The sequence below is a fragment of the Saccharopolyspora sp. SCSIO 74807 genome, from assembly GCF_037023755.1.
GTDB classification, from domain to species: domain Bacteria; phylum Actinomycetota; class Actinomycetes; order Mycobacteriales; family Pseudonocardiaceae; genus Saccharopolyspora_C; species Saccharopolyspora_C galaxeae.
The window spans coordinates 5,386,857-5,407,973 of record NZ_CP146100.1 but is presented as its reverse complement, the minus strand read 5'-3'; the positions used below and the strand labels follow the sequence as shown (position 1 = coordinate 5,407,973).

Here is a 21,117-nt window from a genome sequence, read left to right as displayed (position 1 = left end):
GCTGGATGAAGGCCGCACCCTTCGCGTACGCGCGCCCCGCGGCGTTGTCCGACGCCGTTGCCGAACTCGTCGACGCAGACGGCGGCGGCAAGGTCATCGCCGGCGGGCAATCCCTGGTTCCGGTGCTGGCCATGCGGCTGGCGCGGCCGACGACCCTGGTGGACATCAACGCGGTCACCGGGCTCGACGCGCTGCGGGCAGTGGGCGACCGGCTGGAGGTCGGCGGCACCGTCCGGCAGCGTCGAGTGGAGCGCGCGCCCGAGTCCGCGCAGGTGCCGTTGCTGCGGCTCGCGCTGCCCTGGGTGGGGCACCGCGAACTGCGCAGCCGCGGCACGATCTGCGGGAGCCTGGCGCACGCCGATCCGGCCGCCGAGCTCCCGGCGGTCGCCTGCTGCCTGGACGCGGAGCTGACCCTGGCGGGCCCCGAGGGCGAACGCGCCGTTCGAGCCCGCGGGTTCTTCGACGGGGCGATGACGACCGCACTGCGCGCGGAGGACGTCCTGGCCGCGGTCTCCTTCCCGGCGGCCGGGCCGGGGGAGGGCTTCGGCTTCGCCGAGATCGCGCGCAGGCACGGTGACTTCGCGCTGGCCGGAGTAGCAACGCACGTCCGCGTCGATGACGGCGGCGGCGTGTCCGCCGCGACGATGACGGCTTTCGGAGTTTCCGACCGGCCCGTCACCCGTGACCTGACCGGCCTCGTCCGCACGGCCGGTGGCGACCAGTCCGAGCTGGCCGGTGCGCTCGACGACGTGGTGCGCGAGGTCGTCGACACCGACGGCGACGCGCACGCGTCGAACGGCTACCGCCGGCGCCTCCTGCGCGCGCTGGCGCCCCGCGAAACAGCCAAGGCATACCGCCGTGCGGTGCGCGGCACAGCGGAGGTGGAAGCATGACGAGCGCACGAGAACCCGTGCAGGAAGGCCTTCGACCGGTCCGCGCCGAAGCCGGCGAAACCGTCGAAGTGCGGTTCACGGTCAACGGCACACCCGCGGTGCTGAACCTCCCCGCCCGCGTCACGCTGGCGGACGCGCTGCGCGACCACCTGGGACTGACCGGAACCCACGTCGGCTGCGAGCACGGGGTCTGCGGGATGTGCACCGTGCTGGTCGACGGCGAAGCAGTCCGCGCCTGCCTGCTGTTCGCCTGTCAGCTCGACGGCTCCGAGGTCGTCACCGTCGAAGGGCTCGGGCGTCCGGACGACCTGCACCCGCTGCAGGAGTCCTTCGGGCGGAACCACGCCCTGCAATGCGGTTTCTGCACCCCGGGTTTCCTGCTCAGCTCCTACGACCTGCTCAGCAACGAACCCGAGGTCACCGACGAGGAGCTCCCCGCGGAGCTGTCCGGCGTGATCTGCCGCTGCACCGGCTACCGGAACATCATGACCGCCGTCTCCGAAACCCGCGCCGCGCACCCGGAGGGAATCCCCGAGCCGGGCAACTGCGCCCGGCGGGCGCTGGTCGGCCGCTCCGGCGGCCAGTCGGCCACGGTCACCGAGGAGAACGCAGAACCGTCGGGCGAACCTGCCGGGAACGTGGAGATCGTGCTCCCCGAGGGAGATCCGACGATCGCGGTGCAGGTGGACACCGCCTTGGAGCTGCCGTTCGATCAGGTGTGGCGGGTGCTCGACGACGTGCACGTGCTGGCGGGATGCCTTCCCGGCGCGGAGCTCACCGAGGAACTCGGCGACCAGCTCTACGCCGGACGCGCGCGAGTCGCGGTCGGACCCATCAAGCTCTCGTTCCACGGGGTCGCCCGGGTACTCGAACAGGACCGGGAAACCGGGACGATCCGCGTGCTCGCGCAGGGGCAGGACACCGGAGGGGCGCAAACCCAGGCCGACATCACGCTGCGGGCGCATGCGACCGCAGCGGGAACGGAACTCCGCGCCGACGCGGCCGTGTACCTGACCGGCCGCATCGCCCAGTTCGGCCGAGCGCTGGCAGGCGACATCAGCCGACGCATGTTCGAGCAGTTCGCCGACTCGGTCCGCCAGGCCGCCACCACCGGAGAAGCACCGCAGCGGTCCCACGCCGCGCCGAGCGCGCTGCGCATGATGCTCGGCACCCTGCTGGACCGGATCAAGCGAATCGGCCGTCTTCGCGGGAAGTGAGCCGAGGCGGGCGGTTGGCTCGAATTCCACGCTGTGGCAACGCGATCGGCTGCATGAGACCGCGGCTCGGCCGTGTCGTCCGAACGTCTGACAAGTATTCGGCGGAGGGCCCGGACGTCGGCGAGCACGCGCCGCGTAACGGTTCGGTCAACTCTCCCGCCTTGGGTTTTCGGCGCCCATGGACGAATGGTCTAGTTATTGGGCCAAACGCTCCTGAAGGAGGTTCGCCGATGAGCGTCCAGGGCGAATACCGGCTGAGCAGCACCCTCGGCCCGCGCGCCGTGACCTTCATGCCGATCGGCTTCCTGGTCGGTAACGGAGTCGGTCTGCCCGTGATGCGGTTGCGCCGCTCGCCGGCCCGGTGGGCCTCGCCGTAGCCGCCCAACTGATCGCCAGCAACCTCCCGTTGGTCGTCGAAGACGTCGGCGCCGCGGGCAAGCCACCTGGGGACGTGGGCTACGTGCTGCTCGCGATCGTCGTCCTGGCGCCGGGTCTCGGCGCGGTGCGAGCGCTGTTGGTCAAAGCTCGCGATCCCGCGGATTTCGCCCTGAGCGCACAGGAACTCGACCACGAACGACACCGGGAGTTCGATCCGATGAATCCGACTCGGTACGCGACTGCCGCCGCGGCGAGCCCGCTGATCGGGCTGACCGGTCGCCGGAAGAGCGCGGCGATCATGACGGCTCCGCGGGGATTCTCCGACGCGCCCATCGACGTCTACTTCGCCGAATTCGCCACGTCGGTACAGGGCGCAGGCGCGCTCGCGGTGCACCTGCCTCTCGACGGCGACGCGCGGGCGCTCGTGGCGCGACTCGACGGGCTCGTTCTGGTCGGCGGGGACGACGTCGACCCGCGCCGGTACGGCCAGGCGCCCGGTCCTTTCACGACGGTCGTGGATCCGGCCTGCGACCAGTTCGAGACCGACCTCGTCACCGCGGCACTGGAGCGGGACATCCCCATCCTCGGCGTTTGCCGGGGCCAGCAGATTCTCAACGTGGTGCTCGGGGGCACGCTGCAGCAGCATCTCGAGCTCGGGGAAGGCGAGTCGCACGGCTCCTACGCCTATCCGCGTGCGCACCGGGTCCACGACGTGGAGTTCACCGAGGGCAGCACGCACGCGGCCGTCTACGGCACGCGCACCAGAGTCAACTCCTTCCACCACCAGGCGGTCGACCGTCCCGGCGACGGGGTGACCGTCGTCGGCCGTGCCCCGGACGGCACCGCCGAGGCCATCGAGATCGCGGGCACGTCCGCGATCGGAGTGCAGTGGCATCCCGAGACCTTCGGCAACGACCCGATTTTCACCTGGCTCGCCCGCACCGCGTCCGCCAAGGCCGGGCTCACCCGCAACGACAACGCACAGGAGGTCGCACGATGAGCGAACGACATGCCGGCCGATCGGTCTTCATCACCGGCTCAGGCGGCGGTATCGGCCGGGAGACCGCGCTGCGCCTGGCGGGCGAGGGCGCGAGGATCATGGCGACCGACGTCAACGGCGACGCTGCCCGGGAAACCGCGGAACTCGTCGAGGCCGATGGCGGTACGGCGCTGTCCGCCGCCGTCGACGTGCGTGAGCGCTCCGGCATCCGGGCCGCCGCCGAGGCCGCGGCCGCGGCGTGGGGATCGCTCGACCTGCTCGTCAACAATGCGGGCTTGGTGACTCCGCACTCGCTGTCCGACCTCACCGACGACGCCTGGGACCTCGTGCTCGACGTCAACCTCAAGGGCCAGTTCCTGGTCGCGCAGGAGGTGGCCCCGCACCTCGATGCCGCCGGGGGCGGCGCGATCGTCAACCTCTCCACCGTCGAGGCGTCCGTGGTCGTGACCAGCGGCAGCACCGCGCAGCCGCATTACAACGCGAGCAAGGGCGGCGTACCCGCACTCACCAAGGCGCTCGCCGTCGAACTCGCCCCAAAGAACATCCGCGTCAACTGCGTCGCGCCGGGACCCATCGCGACGGACTTCTTCTCCTACGAGGACGTCACGAGCCCCGAGGCCATGGAGTTCCTGGGACAGCGCCTGCTCGTGCGCCGGGTCGGAACGCCGGCCGACGTGGCTTCGGCGATCTCGTGGCTGCTCTCGGACGAGGCGGCCTGGATCGACGGCATCGAATTGCCGGTGGACGGCGGGTGGTTGACGCGATGACCCCTCTCCTTGACCCGCGCCAGCTCGAAGGAGCGGGCATCCACACGGTGATCGTCGCGACCCCGGACCTGCAGGGCCGCCTGGTGGGACGGCGGGTTCCCGCGGAGCGCTTCCCCGGCATCCTGGAGTGCGGCGTCGAGATCTGCACCTGCGCGTGGGCCTGGGACGTCGAGCAGTCCTTCGACCTCATCGGCGCGGGCGTCCTCGCCGTCTGCAGCATGCACAACGGCGCACCCGACGTGGCGCTCATCCCCGACGTCGGCACGCTGCGCCGAGCCGCGTGGCTGCAGGGAGTCGCCATCTGCATGGCCGACCCCGTGTGGCCCACGACCGGCGAACCGCTCGACATCTCGCCGCGCGTGCTGCTCAAGAAGGAGCTCGCCAGGTACCGGGACATGGGCTACTCGCCGCAGGCCGGTACCGAGCTGGAGTTCTACCTGTTCGCGAACAACCCTCGTGCGCTGCGCAAGAGCGACTTTCGGGACGACCTGGACCCCACGACCCTCACGCCGAGCGACTTCATGATCCACGAGGGCAACGGCTACGAGCCCTTCTTCCAGAAGTTGCGTCGCGACCTGCGGGACAGCGGTATCGAGGTGGAGGCGGGGCAGTCCGAATGGGGAACCGGGCAGTGGGAGATGACCTTCGCCTACGGCGACCCGCTCGAGATGGCCGACCGGCACGCGCTCTACAAGCTCGCCGTGCGCGACAGCGCGGTGGCAGCGGGCATGTCGGTGACGTTCATGGCGCGCCCGCTCAACGACCAGCCCGGCTCGTCCTGCCACGTGCACCTTTCGCTGCTCGACGACGCGGGTGGGTCGGTCTTCTGGAACGCCGACGCCGAGCACCGCATGAGCGACACGCTGCGTTCGGCCGTCGCCGGGATGCTCGAGCACACCCCCGCGTTCATGGCCTGGTACGCGCCGACCGTCAACTCCTACCGGCGCACCAACTCACAGGAGATCGCGGGGTACGGCCGGACATGGGCGGTGCAGAACCGGTCGGTCTCAGCGCGGATCGTCGGGCACACGTCGTCCGCCCTGCGTGTGGAATACCGGATACCCGGCGCAGACACCAATCCCTATCTGACCCTGGGCGGGGTGCTCGCCTCCGCCCGCGACGGCATCGCACGTTCGGCGACACCGCCCGCGATGACGGTGGGCAACGCCTACGACGGGGAGATCGACGCGGCCATGCCCACGCAGCTCGCCGAGGCAGCCGAGATGTTCGCGACGTCCGATTTCGTCCGCCGGCTCATCGGTGAAGAGAACACATCGCACTTCCGCCACCTCGCCGAGTTGGAGTGGCGCGTCTACCAATCCACGGTGACGCAATGGGACCTGCAGCGCTATTTCGATCGGATCTGACGAGCATGACCTTTCCCTCCCCGTGCACCTGGATCGACGGCCGCGCCGAGCAGAGCCGCACCGACGACGGAGCATCGCTGCGCGACCCGAACACCGGCGCCGAACTCGCACCGAGTCGCTCGTCGTCGAGCGAGCAGATCGACCGGGCCGTCGGCGCCGCGGCCGGTGCACATGCCGACGGGCGCTGGTCCTCGCTCGGCGCCGAGAGGCGCGCACCGTTCCTGCGGGCCCTCGCCGACGGTCTGGACGCCCGTGCCGACGAGATCGCCCGCCTCGACGCGATCAACTCGGGCGTGCCGATCTCGGTGACCCGGCTGTTCGCGTCCAGCAACGGCGACACCGTGCGCTCCGCCGCGGACCGGGCGCTCGCGCTCGGCGACGCCGCGGCCCTGCCCGCGGACGGCCGGGACGTGCGCATCCACCGCGTGCCGTGGGGCCCCGCCGCCCTCCTGATGCCCTGGAACGCACCCTCGGCGATGGCCGTCAAGAAGCTCGGTTTCGCACTCGCGGCCGGCGCGAGCGCCGTCATGAAACCGTCACCGGCCTCGCCGTGGAGCGCGCTGCTCGTCGCGGAAGCGGCCGCCGAAGCGGGCATTCCCGACGGCGTCGTGAACCTGGTGCTCGGCGGCGCGGAGGCTGGATCCCGGCTCGTCGAGGACGAGCGGATCGCCGCGATCTCGATGACCGGCTCCACTCCGACCGGCCGCGCCATCGCGGCCGCCGCCGCACCCCGCTTCGCCAAGCTCCGCCTCGAGCTCGGCTCGAACAACCCGGCGATCGTGTTGCCGGACGCCGATGTCGAGGTCACCGCAAAGGCGCTCGCGGGCGGCGCCATGAAGCTCTCCGGCCAGTGGTGCGAGGCACCGCGGCGGGTCCTCGCGTCGCGCGCGGTGCGTGACAGGCTCGTCGAGGGGCTGCGCGCGGAACTCGCCACGCTGCGGATCGGTTCCAGCCTCGACGACACGACGACGCTCGGGCCCGTCGCCTTCGAGGGACGGCGGCAGCAGCTGACCGCGCAGCGCGATGTCCTCGCCGCCCGCGGCGCCACGATCGTCGAGACAGGCCCGACGCCCGACGAAGGCTTCTTCTTTCCCCCGACGCTCGCCGTCGGCGAAGCCGTCGAGCCGGACTCGGAGATCTTCGGCCCACTACTCACGATCGAGGCCTTCGACGAACCCGAGGATGCGGTGCGCCGCGCGAATTCCGGCCAGGTGGGACTCGCCGGATACGTCTTCTCCGAGGACATCGACGAGGCAGGTGCGCTCGGTGCCCGGCTCGTCGCCGGAGAGGTGAAGGTCAACGGGACGAGCGTGCTGGACATGTCGCCGCACTCGGCGCAGAGCTTCTTCGGCAGCTCCGGTATCGGGGGGCACGGGGACGCTGAACTGCTAGAGTTCTTCCTCGGCAAGAGGATCGTGGGAACCGACGCGCCCGGTCTTCCCCTCTGAGTCCGAGCGGGGTGCGAGCGTGACGAGCAAGCGGGCCGGTGACGTCTCAGCCGCCTCGGGAAGCCCGGCCGACTCGGCAGCGCAGGCCATCCCGGACACCTCGGCTGCAGCCACGTCGCCGCGGGCCATTTCCGGCTACCAGGCCATCGTCGATCATCTCCGGCGGGAGATGACGCTGGGACGTATCCGGCCCGGGGACCGTCTTCCCCCGGAGCGGCAGCTGGCCGAACAGCTCGGGGTCGCACGGGACACGCTGCGCCAGGCGCTGCGGATCCTGGAGGGCAGTGGGCAGATCGCCATCCGCCGCGGTGCCCGCGGTGGAGCGTTCGTGCAGGCCTCGATGGTCGAGGCGTGGCGGATCCGCCAGGACGTCCGCGAACGGGCGGGTGCCATCGTGGCGCTCGTCGAGTTCCGCGCCGTGATCGACAGCGCCGCGGCACGCTTCGCCGCCGAACGGCGCAGCGACGAGGACCTCGCCGCGATGGAACAGGCGCAGGCCGAGCTCGAAGCGTCCGAGGCGCTGCACGACTCCCGCAATGCGGACACGGCGTTCCACCTCGCGGTCGCGCGTGCTTCCGGGAACCACGAGCTCGCGGTCGCCGTCGAAGACGCCAGGGTCAAGATGTTCGCGCCGGTCGACCTCCTGGGTTTCCAGTTCCTCAAAGGGTCCTGCGTGCAGGGGCATGCGCTGGTGCTCGCCGCCGTCCGGGATCGAGACCCGGACCGAGCGGCGGTAGAGATGACCCGGCATCTCGCCGCGACCAGGGAGGAGTTCGAACTGCTCCTCACCGAGGAATTGTGACTAGCGGTGCGTATCGCAGTTCTTCGGATGGTTGCCGTGGCGCAGCCACATCAAGATCATCTCAGGTCGGCCGGCGTGTTGGGGGCTGTTGGTCGCGCACGTGCGTGGACGTTCGGCAGCGGGTGCCGATAGGTTGTCGATCAAGGAACTTTCCGGTGCGAGCCGGCCGGAAGTTCGCCCGCGCGACCCCGAACTCGGAGGATCGATGACCTCGGAAAGCCATCCCACCCCGCCGCCGACCGCCCAGATCAGCCGCCTGATGGCCGGTTTCCAGGTGTCGCAGGCGCTGTACGCGGTGGCGAAGCTGGATGTGCCGACCATGCTGGCGAACGACGGCCCGCTGCCGGTGAACGTGCTCGCCGAGCGCGCCGGAGCCGATCCGGGCGCGCTGCACCGGCTGATCCGATCCTTGACCCCGCTGGGCGTGTTCAGCAGCGAGGGGGACCGGGTCCGCGTCACGGAGCTGGGCGCGATCCTTTCCCGCGAGCACCCCTCGTCGATGTACAACGCGATCTGCTACTGGATGGAGACGCACTACCTCCCGTTCAGCGAGTTGCTCACCGCCGCGCGCACCGGCCGACCGGCAGCCGACGTCCACCTCGGCGAACCGTTCTTCGACTGGATCGCGGCCGATTCCGACCGCGCCGAGCTGCAGAACCGGGCGATGACGGAGTTCAGCTCGAGCCTGCGGACGGGCATGTTCGACGGCTACGTCCTGCCCGAGGGCAAGGTCGTCGCCGACATCGGCGGTGCCAGCGGCAACGTCCTGGCCGAGCTGCTGGGGGCGGACCCGGACCGGCTCGGGATCGTCTTCGACCTTCCGGCGATCGTGTCCGGCGCGCGGGACAGCCTGGCCCGCAACGGGTTGGCGGACCGGGTCGAGGTCGTCGCCGGCGACTTCTTCGAATCGGTTCCGACCGCCGATGTCTACGTGCTGTCCTACATCCTGCACGACTGGGACGACGAGTCGAGCCTGCGCATCCTCGGTTCGATCGCCGCGGCGGCCGATTCCGGGGCGCGGGTGCTGCTGCTCGAAGGCGTCGTTCCCGCGGACGACCTCCCGCACCTGAGCAAGATGATGGACCTGACCATGCTCGGGATGCTGACCGGTCAGGAGCGCAGCGCCGAGGAATACCGGGTGCTGCTCGACCGGGCCGGTTTCACCCTGGACCGCATCGTGGAAACCCCGACGCCGTACTCCATCGTCGAAGCCACGCTGCGCTGACGATCACCCGGCACCACGACCGCTGCGCCGCCTGGGGAGAACCAGGCGGCGCAGCGATTCCCGGGTCGGCGATTTCGGGCTGGTGACCGCCACCAGCACCGAGCCGGCCAGTGCGCGGATCTTCAGGCGCTGGCCCGCGTGCCAGCCGAGTGACCGGACCGACCCGCTCGGCTTGCCGAACCTGGATGTCACCAGGCAGCAGGCATGAATCGTCAGGGGCAGGGTGGGGTCGGAATTATGGCGCGCCGACCCAGTTCCATTCTCCGGACTCGACCATGGACAGATACTTCGGGATCGGAAGCGCTGTCGGTGGCAGGTGCGCGGGAGTGCCGTCCTTGGGGACGATGATGTTCCGCACCATCGGCAACTGGGTCGGATCATCCGTGTCGCTGTCGGCCAGGTCGAATGCCACGATCCATGCGTTGGGGACCTCGCCGATTCCTTCGATGACGATCGTGGACCCAACCGCATCGTCGCCGTAAACCTCCGCCAAAAATTGTTCAGCGGCGCGGTTGGCGTCGTCTTTCGAAACCATTCCAGCTGCACTCCTCAACCTGTCGCGCACCTACCGGTACGGCATGTATCCAATGCGGTCGACATTTTGTTCCAGCTCCGCGAGATTACCCGTTTGGCCATCAAGGAACTCCACCCCGTGCGGGCCGTGATGGACGTTGAACACGTGGGCCGTGGGCTTTATGAACAAGTCCGGGTTGCCCGGACGATTGATGTAGACCACACCACGTGATCCTGCACCGCGGGCGTGCATGTCCTTGATGATGTCATCATAGCTGGACACGTCCTGGAACCTGGCATTGGGATTGCCCAGTGCGGCCGGATCCGGCCACCGCGGGTTGTGCAACGGTGCGGTCGAGACCTCGACCCCGTTCAACCGATGTTCAACGGTGGCCACGTTGTTCGAGCAGTTCTCCACGTAGCCAGGTGTGCTCGCATTGAACCGAGGGGCATTGATGGCATTTTCGCCATTCATCCACGAGTGCTGATCACGGAGGAACCACCTCCTCATGGCCGGATTCGCCGAGCCTGCGTGGATCGCCGGTTCGGAAATGTGTGACGTGGGGCGTGCAAGAAAACGCCAGTCCTTGGCCATGCTGAAGGCAGCTTTGCCGAGTTTCGCCAACTTGCCTATGGGAATGACCGTCAACGCGGTGTCGACCAAAATTGAGGTGAGGCTGCCTTCGCCGGTGGCGGCGTAGATGCCGGCGTCGATGGCCAGCGCGGCGCCGCCGGTGATCCCGGCGGCCACTAGGAACGCTCCTCCGACGGCATTGCCGACCACCGGGATGGCCTGCAAGGCAAGGCCAACGACCGCGAGTCCCGCGGAGACGATCTTCAGGGCCTCGGAGATGTTTTTGAGAGCATCTTTGTTCTCCCGGATGAAATCCCGTCCCTGGCTGATCAGATCCAACGTGCCCGGGGGTTCCTGGAACCGCATTCCTTTGGCCTCTTCGATGCGGTTCGCGCATTCCTGAGCGGCGGCGCTCATCTCGGTACGCAGCCCATTGCCCGCGACCAGGGCACCGCGCGGAGCTCGACGGCCAGTTCTTCATCGGCGCTTTCGTCGTCATGATCCCGGTCGGGATCCTGGCCTCGGCGCGGCGGGAATACAACTGGTCCACACCGCGTCGTTGGTGGTGCGGGCTGGTGAGCAGGTCGGTGGCGTGGTGCGTTGTGGCCGTAGTACGTGCTGTTTCAGAGCCCTCTTGCGAATCCGGGTGGAACTAGGAGGTCGGACCGGCCGAGTTCGTGCACCGAGCGGTGTCCGAGCCCGAGCAGGGCGGAGTCGATCCCGCCGCGCAGGATGTCGAGTACGTTCTCGACACCCGCTTGCCCGTTGGCCGCCAGGCCCCAGAGGTAGGCGCGACCGATCATGACCGCCCGGGCGCCGAGTGCGAGCGCTTTGACGACATCGGTACCGCGCCGCACTCCGCCGTCGAGCAGCACTTCTACTTGATCGCCCACTGCGTCGGTGATCGCGGGTAGTGCGCGAATGCTCGCCGGTGTGCCGTCGAGGTTGTTGCCGCCGTGGTTGGACACGGAGATCGAGGTGACCCCTGCGTCCACGGCGCGCTTGGCATCATCGACCCGGCAGATGCCTTTGAGCATGAAGGGCCCGTCCCACTGCTTGCGCATCCAGGTGATGTCCTCCCAGCTCGGCGGCGGGGTGAACATCCAGGTGCCGTAGGCGCCGAAGAAGGTCGGCGCCGCATCGTCACCTTGCTGCATGTTCGGAACAGTCAGGTCGGGGATCTGGCGTCGCTTGGCGAACTCGGCGAACCAGCCGGGGTGCGTCAGCGCCTGCGGGGCGTACTTGAGCTTGGTGCGCAGGTTCATCCTCTCCGGGATCGCGGGGCTGCCCCAGTCCCGGCCGTGCGAGAAGGACCAGTCGGTGGTGGCGATCAGGCCGATCGCGCCGGCCTCGCGCGCACGCTGCATCCGCCGTTCGATGTCGTCGCGGCTGCCCACCCAATAGGTCTGGAAGAAGGTTTGCGGGTTGGCCCGGACGACTTCTTCGACGGGTTTGCTCGCGAATCCGCTCAGCCCCATGGCTGTACCGCGGGCGGCAGCGGCGCGCGCGACGGCCACTTCACCGTCCGGATGCACGGCTTGCACACCGGTGGGGGAGATGAGCACGGGCAACGAGAGCGACTGGCCCATCACCGTGGTGCCGAGGTCTCGTTGCCCGTAGAGATCCGCCGCGTGCGGCGCGAAACCCAGCTCCGTGAACGCCGCCTGGTTGTCTTCGAGCGTGCTGCCCTGCTCGGCACCGGCGATCAAGGCGCTGTAGACCGATGCCGGGAGGCGTTTTCGCGCGCGGCGCTGTGCTTCGGCGACCGTTTCGAACCAGCCTCTACCCATGGGCACTTCCTCTTTCACATCGGCGAACGGGGCGGGGCAGTCAGCGGGGCCGCTCAGGACAAGCCCGCGAGCGGGCTCTGGTCGCAGGCGCGGTCCGGACGCTGGCGCAGCCCGGGGAGTCCGAGCATCACCTGTTGTCGCTTGGCATTGGGTTTGGAGTGGTCCTGCGCCGGACGTGGTGCCTGTTGCGCGTCGACCCGGGCCAGCTCGGCCTCACCGTGGCCCTTGACGCACTCGGGATCGGGGCCGTCGAGGGGCAGGCCGGTGAAGAACTTCGCGGCCATGCAGCCACCTTGGCAGGCGTCGTAGGCGGAGCACGAGACGCACGCTCCGCCGGTCTGCGGACGTCGCAGGTCGTTGAGGAGCTCTGAATCCCGCCACACCGGCCCGAACCCCGCCTCGCGGATGTTGCCCGCGTGGAAAGCGTCGTGAATGGCGAATGGGCAGGCGTAGACGTCTCCGACCGGATCGATCAGGCACACGACCCGGCCCGCCCCGCACAGGTTCAGTCCGGGCAGCGGGTCCGATCCGAGGGCGTTGAGGTGGAAGAACGAGTCACCGGTGAGTACGTCCTCGCCGTGCGCCACCAACCAGTCGTAGAGCCGGCGCTGTTGCGCGGCGGTGGGGTGCAGTTCGTCCCACACGTCCGCGCCGCGTCCCGACGGGCGCAGGCGGGTGATGCGCAGCTGGGCGTCGAAGTGGTCGGCGATGCGCTTGAACTCGTCGAGCTGGCCGACGTTCTGGCTGGTCATCACCACCGAGATCTTGAACCCCCGCATCCCGGCGGCTGCGAGGTTCTCCATCGCCCGCATCGCGGTGGTGTACGAGCCCGGGCCGCGTACGGCGTCGTTGACTTCGGGTGTGGCGCCGTCCAGTGATATCTGCACGTCCACGTAGTCGGCCTCGGCCAGCCAGCGTGCCCGCTCCTGGGTGATGCGGTAGCCGTTGGTGGAGAACTTGATACCGACGTGATGGTCGACCGCGTACTCGACGAGTTCCCAGAAGTCCGGGCGCACGGTGGGTTCCCCACCGCCGATGTTGACGTAGAAGACCTGCATCCGCTCCAGCTCGTCGATCACGGACTTGATCTCGTCGGTGCCCAGCTCGTCCGGATCGCGGCGACCGGATGAGGACAGGCAGTGCGCGCAGGACAGGTTGCAGGCGTAGGTCCACTCCCAGGTCAGGCAGATCGGTGACGCCAACCCGGACTTGAACTGCTCGACGAGCGGCAGTACCTGCGAGGTGCCGCCGGTGCTGGTTTTCAGAGGTGCGTGCATAGCTGACCTTTCGACTGCGGTGGGGCGCGCTCAAGCGGGCACGATCATGCGCGCACCGGCCAATCCGGCCAGGGCGCGCAGGTAGCTCGCTCGCTCGGCGCCAGGCAGGTGGCTCACCGCGGATCGTGCGGAAGGATGCTGGTGCAGGTTCGTCACGAGTTCCACCAGCTGCGGTGTCTTCAGGAACGACAGCTTGCGGGTGCCGAAGTGGTACGCGAGCGCGCCGAAATGCTCCGCGCGGAGCGCTACGTCGGCACTGAGCCGGTAGGCGCGGTCCGGGTGGAACTCCGAGGAATCCTCCGGGACCGGAACCCCGGAGGAGCGGTCCTCAGTAGACACCGCACATCCCGTCGATCGAAACCTCCTCGACCAGCACGTCGTTCTCGATGTCCTCGGCGGGTGGTTGCTCGGCACTGTTCTGCTCACTCATCGGGCAATTCCTCCTGGTCGTGCTTTTCGCAGCGCGAAGCGGGGTGGAAAACGGAGCAGGTGCTGAAGTTAGTCGGCGCCGCGCAGCACGGTCGCCGTGCGAGCGGGCACGGATTTCCTGTCCGGTTGGTCAGGGTCGCAACCTGTCCCACTCGATACCAGAGGTGGATGGTCGCCGTCCGAGACGTGCGGTGCGGCTCGTTTCCTGCGGAGTGGACAACGATTTCCTGCCCACGTAGGCAGGATCCGTCCGGCCCGATCAGTCGTTCTTGCCTCGCCGAAGCGTCGGTTCGCCGCGCGACGTCTTCCGCTCGCCGCGCTGAAAGCCCTAGCGTCAGATTTCAGTGACGCCGATCACTTGGGTAGTCCGAACCGCGTGAACGCACGGTTCGGCAAAGCGCGGCGAGAGGAGATGCGAATGCAGGTCGAAGAGCTGTTCAAGCCCTTCCCGCTCAAGGAGTTCCACCCGGTTCCCCGAGCACTTCTAGGGCCTGGGTCGCACGAGATGATCGGCCCGGAAGCGCTGAAGATCGGGATGCGTCGCCCGCTCGTGATGACCTCTGGACTTCGCGGCACCGACATCGTGCACAAGATCTTCGAGTCGCTGAAGTACCACGGGCTCGATCCCGTGCTGTACGACCAGGTGGAGTCGAATCCCAAGGACTACAACGTCATGGATTCGGTGCAGCTCTACCAGGAGAACAAGTGCGACGGCTTCGTCTCCATCGGCGGTGGGTCCTCCCACGATGCTTGCAAGGGCGCGCGGATCTCGGTGGCGCACGACGGGCGGAACGTGAATGAATTCGAAGGGTTCAACAAGAGCGAGAATTCGAAGAACCCGCCGCACATCGCGGTGTCCACCACTGCAGGAACCGGCTCGGAGACCTCGTGGGCGTACGTGATCACGGATACGACCACTGACCCGGACAACCCGCACAAGTACGTCGCCTTCGACGACCACTCGGTGAGCACGCTGGCCATCGATGATCCGGTGCTGTACTACGACCTGCCGACGCACTTCAGCGCCCAGTGCGGTTTCGACGTGCTCGCGCACGCCTCCGAGCCCTACGTCGCCCGACTCGACTTCACCCCGTCGATGGGGCAGGCGCGGCACGCTGCCGAGCTCGTCGGCCAGCACCTGCGCACCGCCACGTGGAACGGTCAGAACCTGGCCGCCCGCGAAGGGATGATGTACGCGCAGTACATCGCGGGGCAGGCCTTCAACTCCGGCGGCCTCGGCGTGGTGCACTCGATCTCGCACGCGGTCAGCGCGTTCTACGACACCCACCACGGCCTGAACAACGCGATCGCACTGCCGCGCGTGTGGGCCTGGAACCTGCCGGTGGCCTACAAGCAGTACGCCAAGCTTGCCGAGGCGCTGGGCGTGGACACCCACGGAATGACGGACGTCAAGGCCGCGGACGCCGCAGTGGACGCCGCGATCCGGCTCCTGCGCGACGTGGGCATTCCGGAGAAGCTCACCGACATCACCCAGGACACCCACGAGAAGAACCGCCTCGGTCAGGGGCCCACGAAGTTCTACCAGAAGCGCACGGCGATCAAGGGCGACAAGGAAGACGTGGATCGCGTCTCCCGGCACATCCTCGGCGACAGCTGCACGCCGGGGAACCCCAAGGAGACGACGTTCGAGACCGTTCGCCCGGTCGTCGAGCACGCCTTCAACGGGGACCTGGAAGACCTGGTGAGCTGAGGTCGAGTCCTCCTCCGGTGCCCGCCCGCCGATGCGCGGGCGGGCACCGGCCAGTCGAAACCACGTGGAAAGGCGAGTCCGTGAATCCCACGCCGAGCTACGAATTCGACTCCGTCGAGCACACGATCAGCCGGCTGGCGGAGGTGGGTTACCTGGCCGACCGGAGGTTGGCGACCACCGTGTACCTGCTGACCCGGCTGATCAAACCGGTGCTGCTGGAAGGCCCGGCCGGCGTCGGCAAGACCGAGCTCGCCCACGCGCTGGCCGACAGCACCGGTCGCCGCGTGGTGCGGTTGCAGTGCTACGAGGGGCAGGACGAAAGCCGCGCCCTGTACGAGTGGGACTACGGCAAGCAGATGCTCTACACCCAGATGCTGCGCGAGAAGATCGGTGACATCGTCGAGAGCTCGACCGGCATCGCCGAGGCCATCGAGCAGATCGGTTCGCACGACGACGTGTTCTTCTCCGAGCGCTTCCTCTCCTCGCGCCCCCTGCTCGAAGCGATCCGCTCCGAGGCCCCGGTGGTCCTGCTCGTCGACGAGATCGACCGCGCCGACGAGGCGCTGGAGGCCGTGCTGCTGGAGGTCTTGGCCGAAGGCCAGATCTCGATACCCGAGATCGGAACCTTCGTCGCCCGCCACGCGCCGTACGTCGTGTTGACCTCCAACAACACCCGCGATCTGTCTGCGGCGTTGAAGAGGCGTTGCCTGCACCTGTTCCTCGACTATCCCGATGCCGATCGCGAACTGCAGATCATCCAGTCCAAGGGAACCGGCCTCGGCGACGCCGTCGCCGAGCACCTGGTGCAGGTCGTGCGCGGGCTCCGGGAACTCGACTTGCGCAAGCCGCCAAGCATCTCCGAGGCCATCGACTGGGCGCGCACGCTGGCGGTCCTCGGCATTTCCGAGCTCGGCACGGCCGAACTGGACGAGACGTTGTCGGTGGTCCTCAAGTACGACAAGGATCTCGCCCGAGCCCGCGAGCAGTTGGCGGCGCTCGTCCAGGGCGAGATCCCCGAACCCGCCTCGGTGCCGGCTCAAGTGGACGCCGCAACCGAACACGCGCCGGCTGATCGAGAGGGCCGGACGGTGCGCAGCGCCAAGGACCACCCCGGCAGGCACGGCCCCGGAACGTACGGCGAACGCAGCCAACCGGCCGTCGACGGGCAGCCCGCGCGGCCGCGGGTCAGCACCGGACAAGGGGAGCGGTCGTTCACCTCCAAGTTCCGCCGCCGCGGTTGAAGGAGCGGTCATGGAGTTCACGATCTTGCGTTTCGCTCGCTCGTTGCGCGCGCGGAACGTGCGCATATCGGTCTCCGAAGTCGTCGACGCGCTGCGCGCGCTGTGCGCCCCCGGGGTGTTGGCGCAGCGGCCGGCGTTCCGGGAAGCACTCCGGAGCGCCTTGATCAAGGATCACCGCGACGACCCGGTGTTCGACGAACTCTTCCACATCGTATTCGTCGAGGCGCCTGCCGCGGCCGTGAGCGAGGGACACGAAGGGCGATCCCAGGGCGGCGGTGAACCGCTGGAGGACTTCGTCCTCGGAGACGTCGAGCAGCGCCCACCACGGGCGGACATGGAAAGCCCGGACGCAGCGGTCGGTGATCTGTTCGACGACAACGACCTCGTCGAACGCTACAGCCCGCACCCGGAGCTCAACCCGATCAGCATGAGCTCCGATTCGGAAGACGAGCTCATGCTCTCCCAGGACGACGTGGCCAGCATCGGCAACAGCGATCACGTGCAGCTGGAGACCGACCGGATGGGCGGCACACCACCGCCCGGCCGGTTGTCCGCGGCCAACGCGCACCGCATCGACGCCGACCTCAGCGATCAGCAGCAGGACGCCCTGCTGGGATGGCTCAGCCCGCTCACCGACCCCACCAGTGCGCGCGACGATGGAGACCTCGATGACGCCGAGGAGTTGCGCGCCCGGCTGTCCGGGCTGTTGAACAACCTCCCGGAAGCGCTCGAGCAACACATCGCCCGCCTGCTGGCGGCCGGGCACTCCGCTTCCGAGGTCGATGATCCGTCCTGCTCGGACCACGTCGACCAAGGTGAGCGTGACGAACTCGAGCGATCACTCGACCAACTCGCCCGCAGCCTCCGCGGCGGGCTCACCAGCCGGCGCGTGGTTTCTCCGCGAGGACGCATCGACTCGGCGCGCACGATGCGTCGCAACATGCGCTTCGACGGCGTGCCGTTCCGGCCGGTCACCGTGCGGCGTCGCGAGGACAAGCCGCGGTTGGTGGTGCTCGCCGACGTGAGCCTGTCCGTGCGAGCCACCGCTCGGTTCACGCTCCACTTGGTGCACGGCTTGCAGAACCAGTTCCGCAAGGTTCGCAGCTTCGCGTTCGTGGCCGAAATCGTCGAGGTGACCGCGCTGTTCAGCGCGCACCCGGCCGAACACGCGCTCGGGCTCATCTTCGACGGGCACACCCTCGACGTCGACGCCGACTCCGACTACGGACGCGTCTTGGCCGACTTCCGCGCTGATTTCCGCGACGCGATCGACAGCCGCACCACGGTCGTGATCCTCGGGGATGGGCGCAACAACGGGCGTCCGGCCAATCTACCCGGGTTGAACGAGATTTCCCGGCACTGCAAGGAACTCATCTGGCTGACCCCGGAACCGCGGTACTCGTGGGGCCTCGGGGGCTGCGACCTGCCGCATTACGCCGAACACTGCGACCGGGTCCAAGTGGTGCGTGACCTGACCGGGCTGCGCCGCACGGCGGAGCGCATGGCCGCGGAGGTGACCGGCCGATGAACCAGCGAGCCGGTGGGCCGCTCGACACGCTCGGCCCTTCGACCCCGGGACGTTACGACGACGGGCTGGTCGAAGTCGTGCGCGGCGGAGACCACGATGCATCCGATGCGGTAACGGTGGCCCGCACGCGGCACTTCTGTCTGCACCGCAACGGGGACCGCCTCCGGATCGGTCACCGGATCCCACCGGAGCAGCTCGACAACGACCTCGCCGGACTGCTCCGCCACGAGTTGTTCGCCCCGGGTTGGCTCAGCAGCAGCGTCGACATCTTCGAGCGCGTGTTCACCGGCGTCGTCAAGACCACTGTGGACGATCCCGGGCGAGCCTGGTCGCTGTTCTACGACAACACCCTCGAGCACATCCGGCGGCTGTGGACCGCTGAACCGGGACCCCGCTGCTCCGCGATAGCGGAGATCGTTCCGGTCTACCGCCGCAGTCTGGAACTCGTGCCACCCGGGCGCGTTCTGGACGTCGGGTCCTGCTTCGGATTCCTGGCGATGCTGTTGGCCGCACGCGCCGGTACCGAGGTGATCGCCGCGGACATCGACCAGGGCAGCATCGATCTGCTGCGACGAATGGCGCGGCAGCGCCGCACGCCCGTCGGCACCCTCGTCTGCGACGCAGCCCGAATCCCGTTGCCGGACGGCGCCGTGGACACGGTGCTCGCCGTGCACCTGCTCGAACATCTCGAACCGGTCCATGGCGCCGCGGTCCTGGCCGAGGCACTTCGCCTCGCGCGGGAACGGGTGGTCATCGCCGTCCCGTTCGAGCCGGAGCCCACTGCGGCCTACGGCCACGTACGCACGTTCGACCTACCGGCGTTGGAAGAACTCGGCCGCGGCGCCGGAGCACATTTCCGGGTGGAGGAGCACCACGGCGGCTGGTTGGTCATCGATCGCCGCTGATGCGGCGTCGGTGGTCAGATCAATCCTTCTTTGCTCGCGGCGTAGACGGCCTCCGCTCGGCTGCACACGCTGAGCTTGCGCTTGACGTTGCGGGTGTGGAACTTCACCGTCGTCTCGGAGATGTGGAGCTGCTCACCGATCTCCCGGTTGTTCATACCGCGTGCGAGCAGCTGCAGCACCCCTAGCTCTCGGGGTGTCAGCTCAGGCGTGTCGTCCTGGTTGCTGATCGAGTGCGCCATCGCAGCTGCGGACCGCGAGTCGAACGCGCTCTCGTCGCGCGCGACCGCGCGGATGGACCGGACCAACTCGGTGGTGTCGACATCTTTGACCACGTAACCTCTCGCCCCCCGCCGAAGTGCCTCGATCACGAGGTTGTCTTCGAGGAAGGTCGTGAACACGAGCACGCCGATGTTGGGACGTGCGCGGATGAGTTCTTCGCACAACCGCAAGCCTTCGGTGGAGTCGCCGTAGGAGAGCTTCAGGTCGAGCAGGACGACGGTGGGGGCGTACCGCGTCACGGATGCCAGCGCTTCCTCGGCGCTGGAAGCCTCGCACACCACCGCCAGATCCGTTTCTCGCTCCAGCACGGCGCGAAGCCCTTGCCGGACGATGGCGTGGTCGTCGACCAGCATGATCCCCACGGTCTCCTCCTGCGAGCCCCGGGGCGGTTCGTGCCGCTGTGCTGCCTCAATCATCGGAAACCCTCCATGCCGGGGAAAGCGGGACATCCAGGTGCACCAACACGCCGCCGAGCTCCGCGCGTCGAATGCTCAGCGTGCCGCCCATCTCCTCGGCTCGGTGCACCATGTTCGCCAAACCGCAGTGGTATCCGCTGTGCTCATTGCCGGCGGAAAGCAGGTCGCGCTGCAGAACATCCGGGTCGCCGGTTCCGTCGTCGCCGACCGACAGCAGGACCCGATCGGGCCGGTACCGGAGAACGACCACGGCTTGATCGGCGTGGGCGTGCATCGCCGTGTTGAACAGCGCCTCGCCGGTCAGTCGCAGCATCGAGTGCTCGATCGCGGGCGGCAGTGCGATCGCGTCGCCTTCCACGCGCACCGCGACCTCCAACTCGGTGGGCAGGTGCACGTGCGAGAGTCGTTCCAGCAGCACCGGTAGCGACCCCGGGGCTTCGTCACTGGCGTTGTGCAGCGCGTAGATCGCCGATCGCAGCTGCGCGACGGCTTGCTGGGTGAGCTCCTTGGCCGGCTCCAGCCGTTGGGCAAGGGCCGGGGCAGGCGGCGGAAGGACCTCCAGCTCGGAACGGCAAACCTCGACGATCATTCCGGCGCTGAGCACGGCTTGCGTGACGCTGTCGTGCAGCTCCCTGGCGATGCGGTGGCGCTCTTCGTCGATCACTTGGCGTTGGATGGCCGCGGTCAGCTGTTGCTGAACGTGCTCCAGTTCCGCTTGCCGTTGAACGAGGTGTTCGGCTTGCCGGGACGCCTCTGCAGTGAGCTGGTCGGTGCGGCCCCGCAAGTGCGTCGCGGTCTGGAACAGATGCGAGTTGTACAGCGCCACCGCCGCTTGGTTGGCCAGCACGCGGATGATGGCCAGGTCCGTGTCGGCGAGCTGCACGTCCTCGCCCGCGAGCGCGACGATCCCGCCGACCGGTTCGTCGTCGAGCATCATCGGCGCGCGAACCAGTCCGTTGTTCAACGAGCAGGTGCCCAGTTCCCACGGGGAGGTGCGCACCATGGTCAAGTGATGGCGGATCGGCCGCGGCATGTCGTGCTGGTCGTCGATGAACGTCCCGTGGTGGTAGAGCAACTGGCTCGGCCGCATCCCGCTGAGCTGGCCGCCGGAGATCGCCAGCAGCAGCCACTGCGCCTGCAGGTGATCGGCCGCCGCGGTGACCACGGCTTCCACCAGCGCGCGCGGCCCTTCCGCGGACCGCACGAGTGCCTGCGAGATCTCGTCCAACGCGCGGACGGTGTGCGTCAGCCGTTCGTTCGAGCGCCGGTACTCCGGGTAGAACGAGTGCTTGCTCGAACGGACTCCGGTCAACTTCCCGAGCGCGGGCGATTCGGAGCGGTCCGGGTCGTGCATGGG

The 21,117-nt window shown here is 68.4% G+C and carries 22 protein-coding genes; 13 read left to right on the top strand and 9 right to left on the bottom strand.

Annotated features, from left to right (window positions below; genetic code table 11):
• Positions 1–5: 5 nt before the first annotated feature.
• From V1457_RS24815 to V1457_RS24775, 9 genes are all read left to right on the top strand, one after another.
• Positions 6–893 (top strand): FAD binding domain-containing protein, encoded by an 888-nt coding sequence (locus tag V1457_RS24815; RefSeq protein ID WP_338597216.1) that lies wholly within the window; start codon positions 6–8, stop codon positions 891–893.
• The gene (locus V1457_RS24810; protein ID WP_200072823.1) at positions 890–2,110 is read left to right on the top strand and encodes a 2Fe-2S iron-sulfur cluster-binding protein; all 1,221 of its coding nucleotides are present in this window, start codon (positions 890–892) and stop codon (positions 2,108–2,110) included. The genes V1457_RS24815 and V1457_RS24810 overlap by 4 nt, the downstream gene beginning before the upstream one ends.
• A gap of 230 nt (positions 2,111–2,340) precedes the next feature.
• Positions 2,341–2,487 carry a hypothetical protein gene (locus tag V1457_RS24805; RefSeq protein WP_200072822.1) on the top strand — a complete coding sequence of 49 codons (147 nt, stop codon included), beginning with the start codon at positions 2,341–2,343 and terminating at the stop codon, positions 2,485–2,487.
• A 29-nt stretch (positions 2,488–2,516) separates the two neighbouring features.
• On the top strand, positions 2,517–3,488 hold the full coding sequence (locus V1457_RS24800; protein WP_338597214.1) for a gamma-glutamyl-gamma-aminobutyrate hydrolase family protein: 972 nt from the start codon (positions 2,517–2,519) through the stop codon (positions 3,486–3,488).
• Entirely contained in the window at positions 3,485–4,255 is a 771-nt protein-coding gene (locus tag V1457_RS24795) for an SDR family NAD(P)-dependent oxidoreductase (protein WP_338597212.1), read from the top strand. Before V1457_RS24800 ends, V1457_RS24795 begins: the two co-directional genes overlap by 4 nt.
• Positions 4,252–5,622, top strand: a complete 1,371-nt coding sequence (locus tag V1457_RS24790) for a glutamine synthetase family protein (protein ID WP_338597211.1) — start codon at positions 4,252–4,254, stop codon at positions 5,620–5,622. The genes V1457_RS24795 and V1457_RS24790 overlap by 4 nt, the downstream gene beginning before the upstream one ends.
• Positions 5,623–5,627: 5 nt before the next feature.
• Positions 5,628–7,070, top strand: a complete 1,443-nt coding sequence (locus V1457_RS24785; protein WP_338597210.1) for an aldehyde dehydrogenase family protein — start codon at positions 5,628–5,630, stop codon at positions 7,068–7,070.
• Between the two features lie 19 nt (positions 7,071–7,089).
• Positions 7,090–7,872, top strand: coding sequence for a FadR/GntR family transcriptional regulator (locus V1457_RS24780; protein ID WP_200072817.1), 783 nt, complete (start codon positions 7,090–7,092; stop codon positions 7,870–7,872).
• Between the two features lie 205 nt (positions 7,873–8,077).
• Complete coding sequence (locus V1457_RS24775) at positions 8,078–9,097, top strand: methyltransferase (protein ID WP_200072816.1); 1,020 nt, start codon at positions 8,078–8,080, stop codon at positions 9,095–9,097.
• Between the two features lie 3 nt (positions 9,098–9,100).
• Here the strand turns inward: V1457_RS24775 and V1457_RS24770 are convergent, their stop codons facing one another.
• The 7 genes from V1457_RS24770 to mftA form a co-directional block, all read right to left on the bottom strand.
• Positions 9,101–9,289, bottom strand: a complete 189-nt coding sequence (locus V1457_RS24770) for a hypothetical protein (protein WP_338597208.1) — start codon at positions 9,287–9,289, stop codon at positions 9,101–9,103.
• A 43-nt stretch (positions 9,290–9,332) separates the two neighbouring features.
• Positions 9,333–9,632 (bottom strand): YrhB domain-containing protein, encoded by a 300-nt coding sequence (locus V1457_RS24765; RefSeq protein WP_200072583.1) that lies wholly within the window; start codon positions 9,630–9,632, stop codon positions 9,333–9,335.
• Between the two features lie 30 nt (positions 9,633–9,662).
• Positions 9,663–10,601, bottom strand: coding sequence for a toxin glutamine deamidase domain-containing protein (locus tag V1457_RS24760; RefSeq protein WP_338597207.1), 939 nt, complete (start codon positions 10,599–10,601; stop codon positions 9,663–9,665).
• A 206-nt stretch (positions 10,602–10,807) separates the two neighbouring features.
• The gene (mftD, locus tag V1457_RS24755) at positions 10,808–11,974 is read right to left on the bottom strand and encodes a pre-mycofactocin synthase MftD (protein ID WP_338597205.1); all 1,167 of its coding nucleotides are present in this window, start codon (positions 11,972–11,974) and stop codon (positions 10,808–10,810) included.
• A gap of 53 nt (positions 11,975–12,027) precedes the next feature.
• The gene (mftC, locus tag V1457_RS24750) at positions 12,028–13,206 is read right to left on the bottom strand and encodes a mycofactocin radical SAM maturase (protein ID WP_338605111.1); all 1,179 of its coding nucleotides are present in this window, start codon (positions 13,204–13,206) and stop codon (positions 12,028–12,030) included.
• A gap of 75 nt (positions 13,207–13,281) precedes the next feature.
• Positions 13,282–13,590 carry a mycofactocin biosynthesis chaperone MftB gene (gene mftB / locus V1457_RS24745; protein ID WP_200072926.1) on the bottom strand — a complete coding sequence of 103 codons (309 nt, stop codon included), beginning with the start codon at positions 13,588–13,590 and terminating at the stop codon, positions 13,282–13,284.
• Positions 13,580–13,681: a mycofactocin precursor MftA gene (mftA, locus tag V1457_RS24740; protein ID WP_338597203.1), complete on the bottom strand. Its 102-nt coding sequence runs from the start codon at positions 13,679–13,681 to the stop codon at positions 13,580–13,582. Before mftA ends, mftB begins: the two co-directional genes overlap by 11 nt.
• 417 nt (positions 13,682–14,098) lie before the next feature.
• On the opposite strand from mftA, the gene mdo reads away from it, so the two are divergent.
• The 4 genes from mdo (at position 14,099) to mftM (ending at position 19,065) form a co-directional block, all read left to right on the top strand.
• The gene (mdo, locus tag V1457_RS24735; protein ID WP_200072811.1) at positions 14,099–15,391 is read left to right on the top strand and encodes an NDMA-dependent methanol dehydrogenase; all 1,293 of its coding nucleotides are present in this window, start codon (positions 14,099–14,101) and stop codon (positions 15,389–15,391) included.
• Positions 15,392–15,471: 80 nt separating this feature from the next.
• Positions 15,472–16,632, top strand: coding sequence for a MoxR family ATPase (locus tag V1457_RS24730; RefSeq protein ID WP_338597202.1), 1,161 nt, complete (start codon positions 15,472–15,474; stop codon positions 16,630–16,632).
• Between the two features lie 10 nt (positions 16,633–16,642).
• A complete protein-coding gene (locus V1457_RS24725; RefSeq protein ID WP_338597201.1) occupies positions 16,643–18,160 on the top strand; it encodes a VWA domain-containing protein in 1,518 nt (505 codons plus the stop codon).
• On the top strand, positions 18,157–19,065 hold the full coding sequence (mftM, locus tag V1457_RS24720) for a mycofactocin oligosaccharide methyltransferase MftM (RefSeq protein ID WP_200072808.1): 909 nt from the start codon (positions 18,157–18,159) through the stop codon (positions 19,063–19,065). The genes V1457_RS24725 and mftM overlap by 4 nt, the downstream gene beginning before the upstream one ends.
• Positions 19,066–19,079: 14 nt before the next feature.
• Here the strand turns inward: mftM and V1457_RS24715 are convergent, their stop codons facing one another.
• Positions 19,080–19,760, bottom strand: coding sequence for a MadR family response regulator transcription factor (locus V1457_RS24715; protein WP_200072807.1), 681 nt, complete (start codon positions 19,758–19,760; stop codon positions 19,080–19,082).
• Entirely contained in the window at positions 19,753–21,114 is a 1,362-nt protein-coding gene (locus V1457_RS24710) for a MadS family sensor histidine kinase (RefSeq protein WP_338597200.1), read from the bottom strand. Before V1457_RS24710 ends, V1457_RS24715 begins: the two co-directional genes overlap by 8 nt.
• Positions 21,115–21,117: the final 3 nt, after the last annotated feature.

What these genes read in the sequence shown, in the direction of transcription:
- V1457_RS24815 (WP_338597216.1), top strand. Translation starts at nt 6, where the DNA reads ATGAAGGCCGCACCCTTCGCGTACGCGCGCCCCGCGGCGTTGTCCGAC.
- V1457_RS24810 (WP_200072823.1), top strand. Translation starts at nt 890, where the DNA reads ATGACGAGCGCACGAGAACCCGTGCAGGAAGGCCTTCGACCGGTCCGC.
- V1457_RS24805 (WP_200072822.1), top strand. Translation starts at nt 2,341, where the DNA reads ATGAGCGTCCAGGGCGAATACCGGCTGAGCAGCACCCTCGGCCCGCGC.
- V1457_RS24795 (WP_338597212.1), top strand. Translation starts at nt 3,485, where the DNA reads ATGAGCGAACGACATGCCGGCCGATCGGTCTTCATCACCGGCTCAGGC.
- V1457_RS24790 (WP_338597211.1), top strand. Translation starts at nt 4,252, where the DNA reads ATGACCCCTCTCCTTGACCCGCGCCAGCTCGAAGGAGCGGGCATCCAC.
- V1457_RS24785 (WP_338597210.1), top strand. Translation starts at nt 5,628, where the DNA reads ATGACCTTTCCCTCCCCGTGCACCTGGATCGACGGCCGCGCCGAGCAG.
- V1457_RS24775 (WP_200072816.1), top strand. Translation starts at nt 8,078, where the DNA reads ATGACCTCGGAAAGCCATCCCACCCCGCCGCCGACCGCCCAGATCAGC.
- V1457_RS24765 (WP_200072583.1), bottom strand. Translation starts at nt 9,632, where the DNA reads ATGGTTTCGAAAGACGACGCCAACCGCGCCGCTGAACAATTTTTGGCG.
- V1457_RS24760 (WP_338597207.1), bottom strand. Translation starts at nt 10,601, where the DNA reads ATGAGCGCCGCCGCTCAGGAATGCGCGAACCGCATCGAAGAGGCCAAA.
- mftD (WP_338597205.1), bottom strand. Translation starts at nt 11,974, where the DNA reads ATGGGTAGAGGCTGGTTCGAAACGGTCGCCGAAGCACAGCGCCGCGCG.
- mftA (WP_338597203.1), bottom strand. Translation starts at nt 13,681, where the DNA reads ATGAGTGAGCAGAACAGTGCCGAGCAACCACCCGCCGAGGACATCGAG.
- mdo (WP_200072811.1), top strand. Translation starts at nt 14,099, where the DNA reads ATGCAGGTCGAAGAGCTGTTCAAGCCCTTCCCGCTCAAGGAGTTCCAC.
- V1457_RS24725 (WP_338597201.1), top strand. Translation starts at nt 16,643, where the DNA reads ATGGAGTTCACGATCTTGCGTTTCGCTCGCTCGTTGCGCGCGCGGAAC.
- mftM (WP_200072808.1), top strand. Translation starts at nt 18,157, where the DNA reads ATGAACCAGCGAGCCGGTGGGCCGCTCGACACGCTCGGCCCTTCGACC.
- V1457_RS24715 (WP_200072807.1), bottom strand. Translation starts at nt 19,760, where the DNA reads ATGATTGAGGCAGCACAGCGGCACGAACCGCCCCGGGGCTCGCAGGAG.
- V1457_RS24710 (WP_338597200.1), bottom strand. Translation starts at nt 21,114, where the DNA reads ATGCACGACCCGGACCGCTCCGAATCGCCCGCGCTCGGGAAGTTGACC.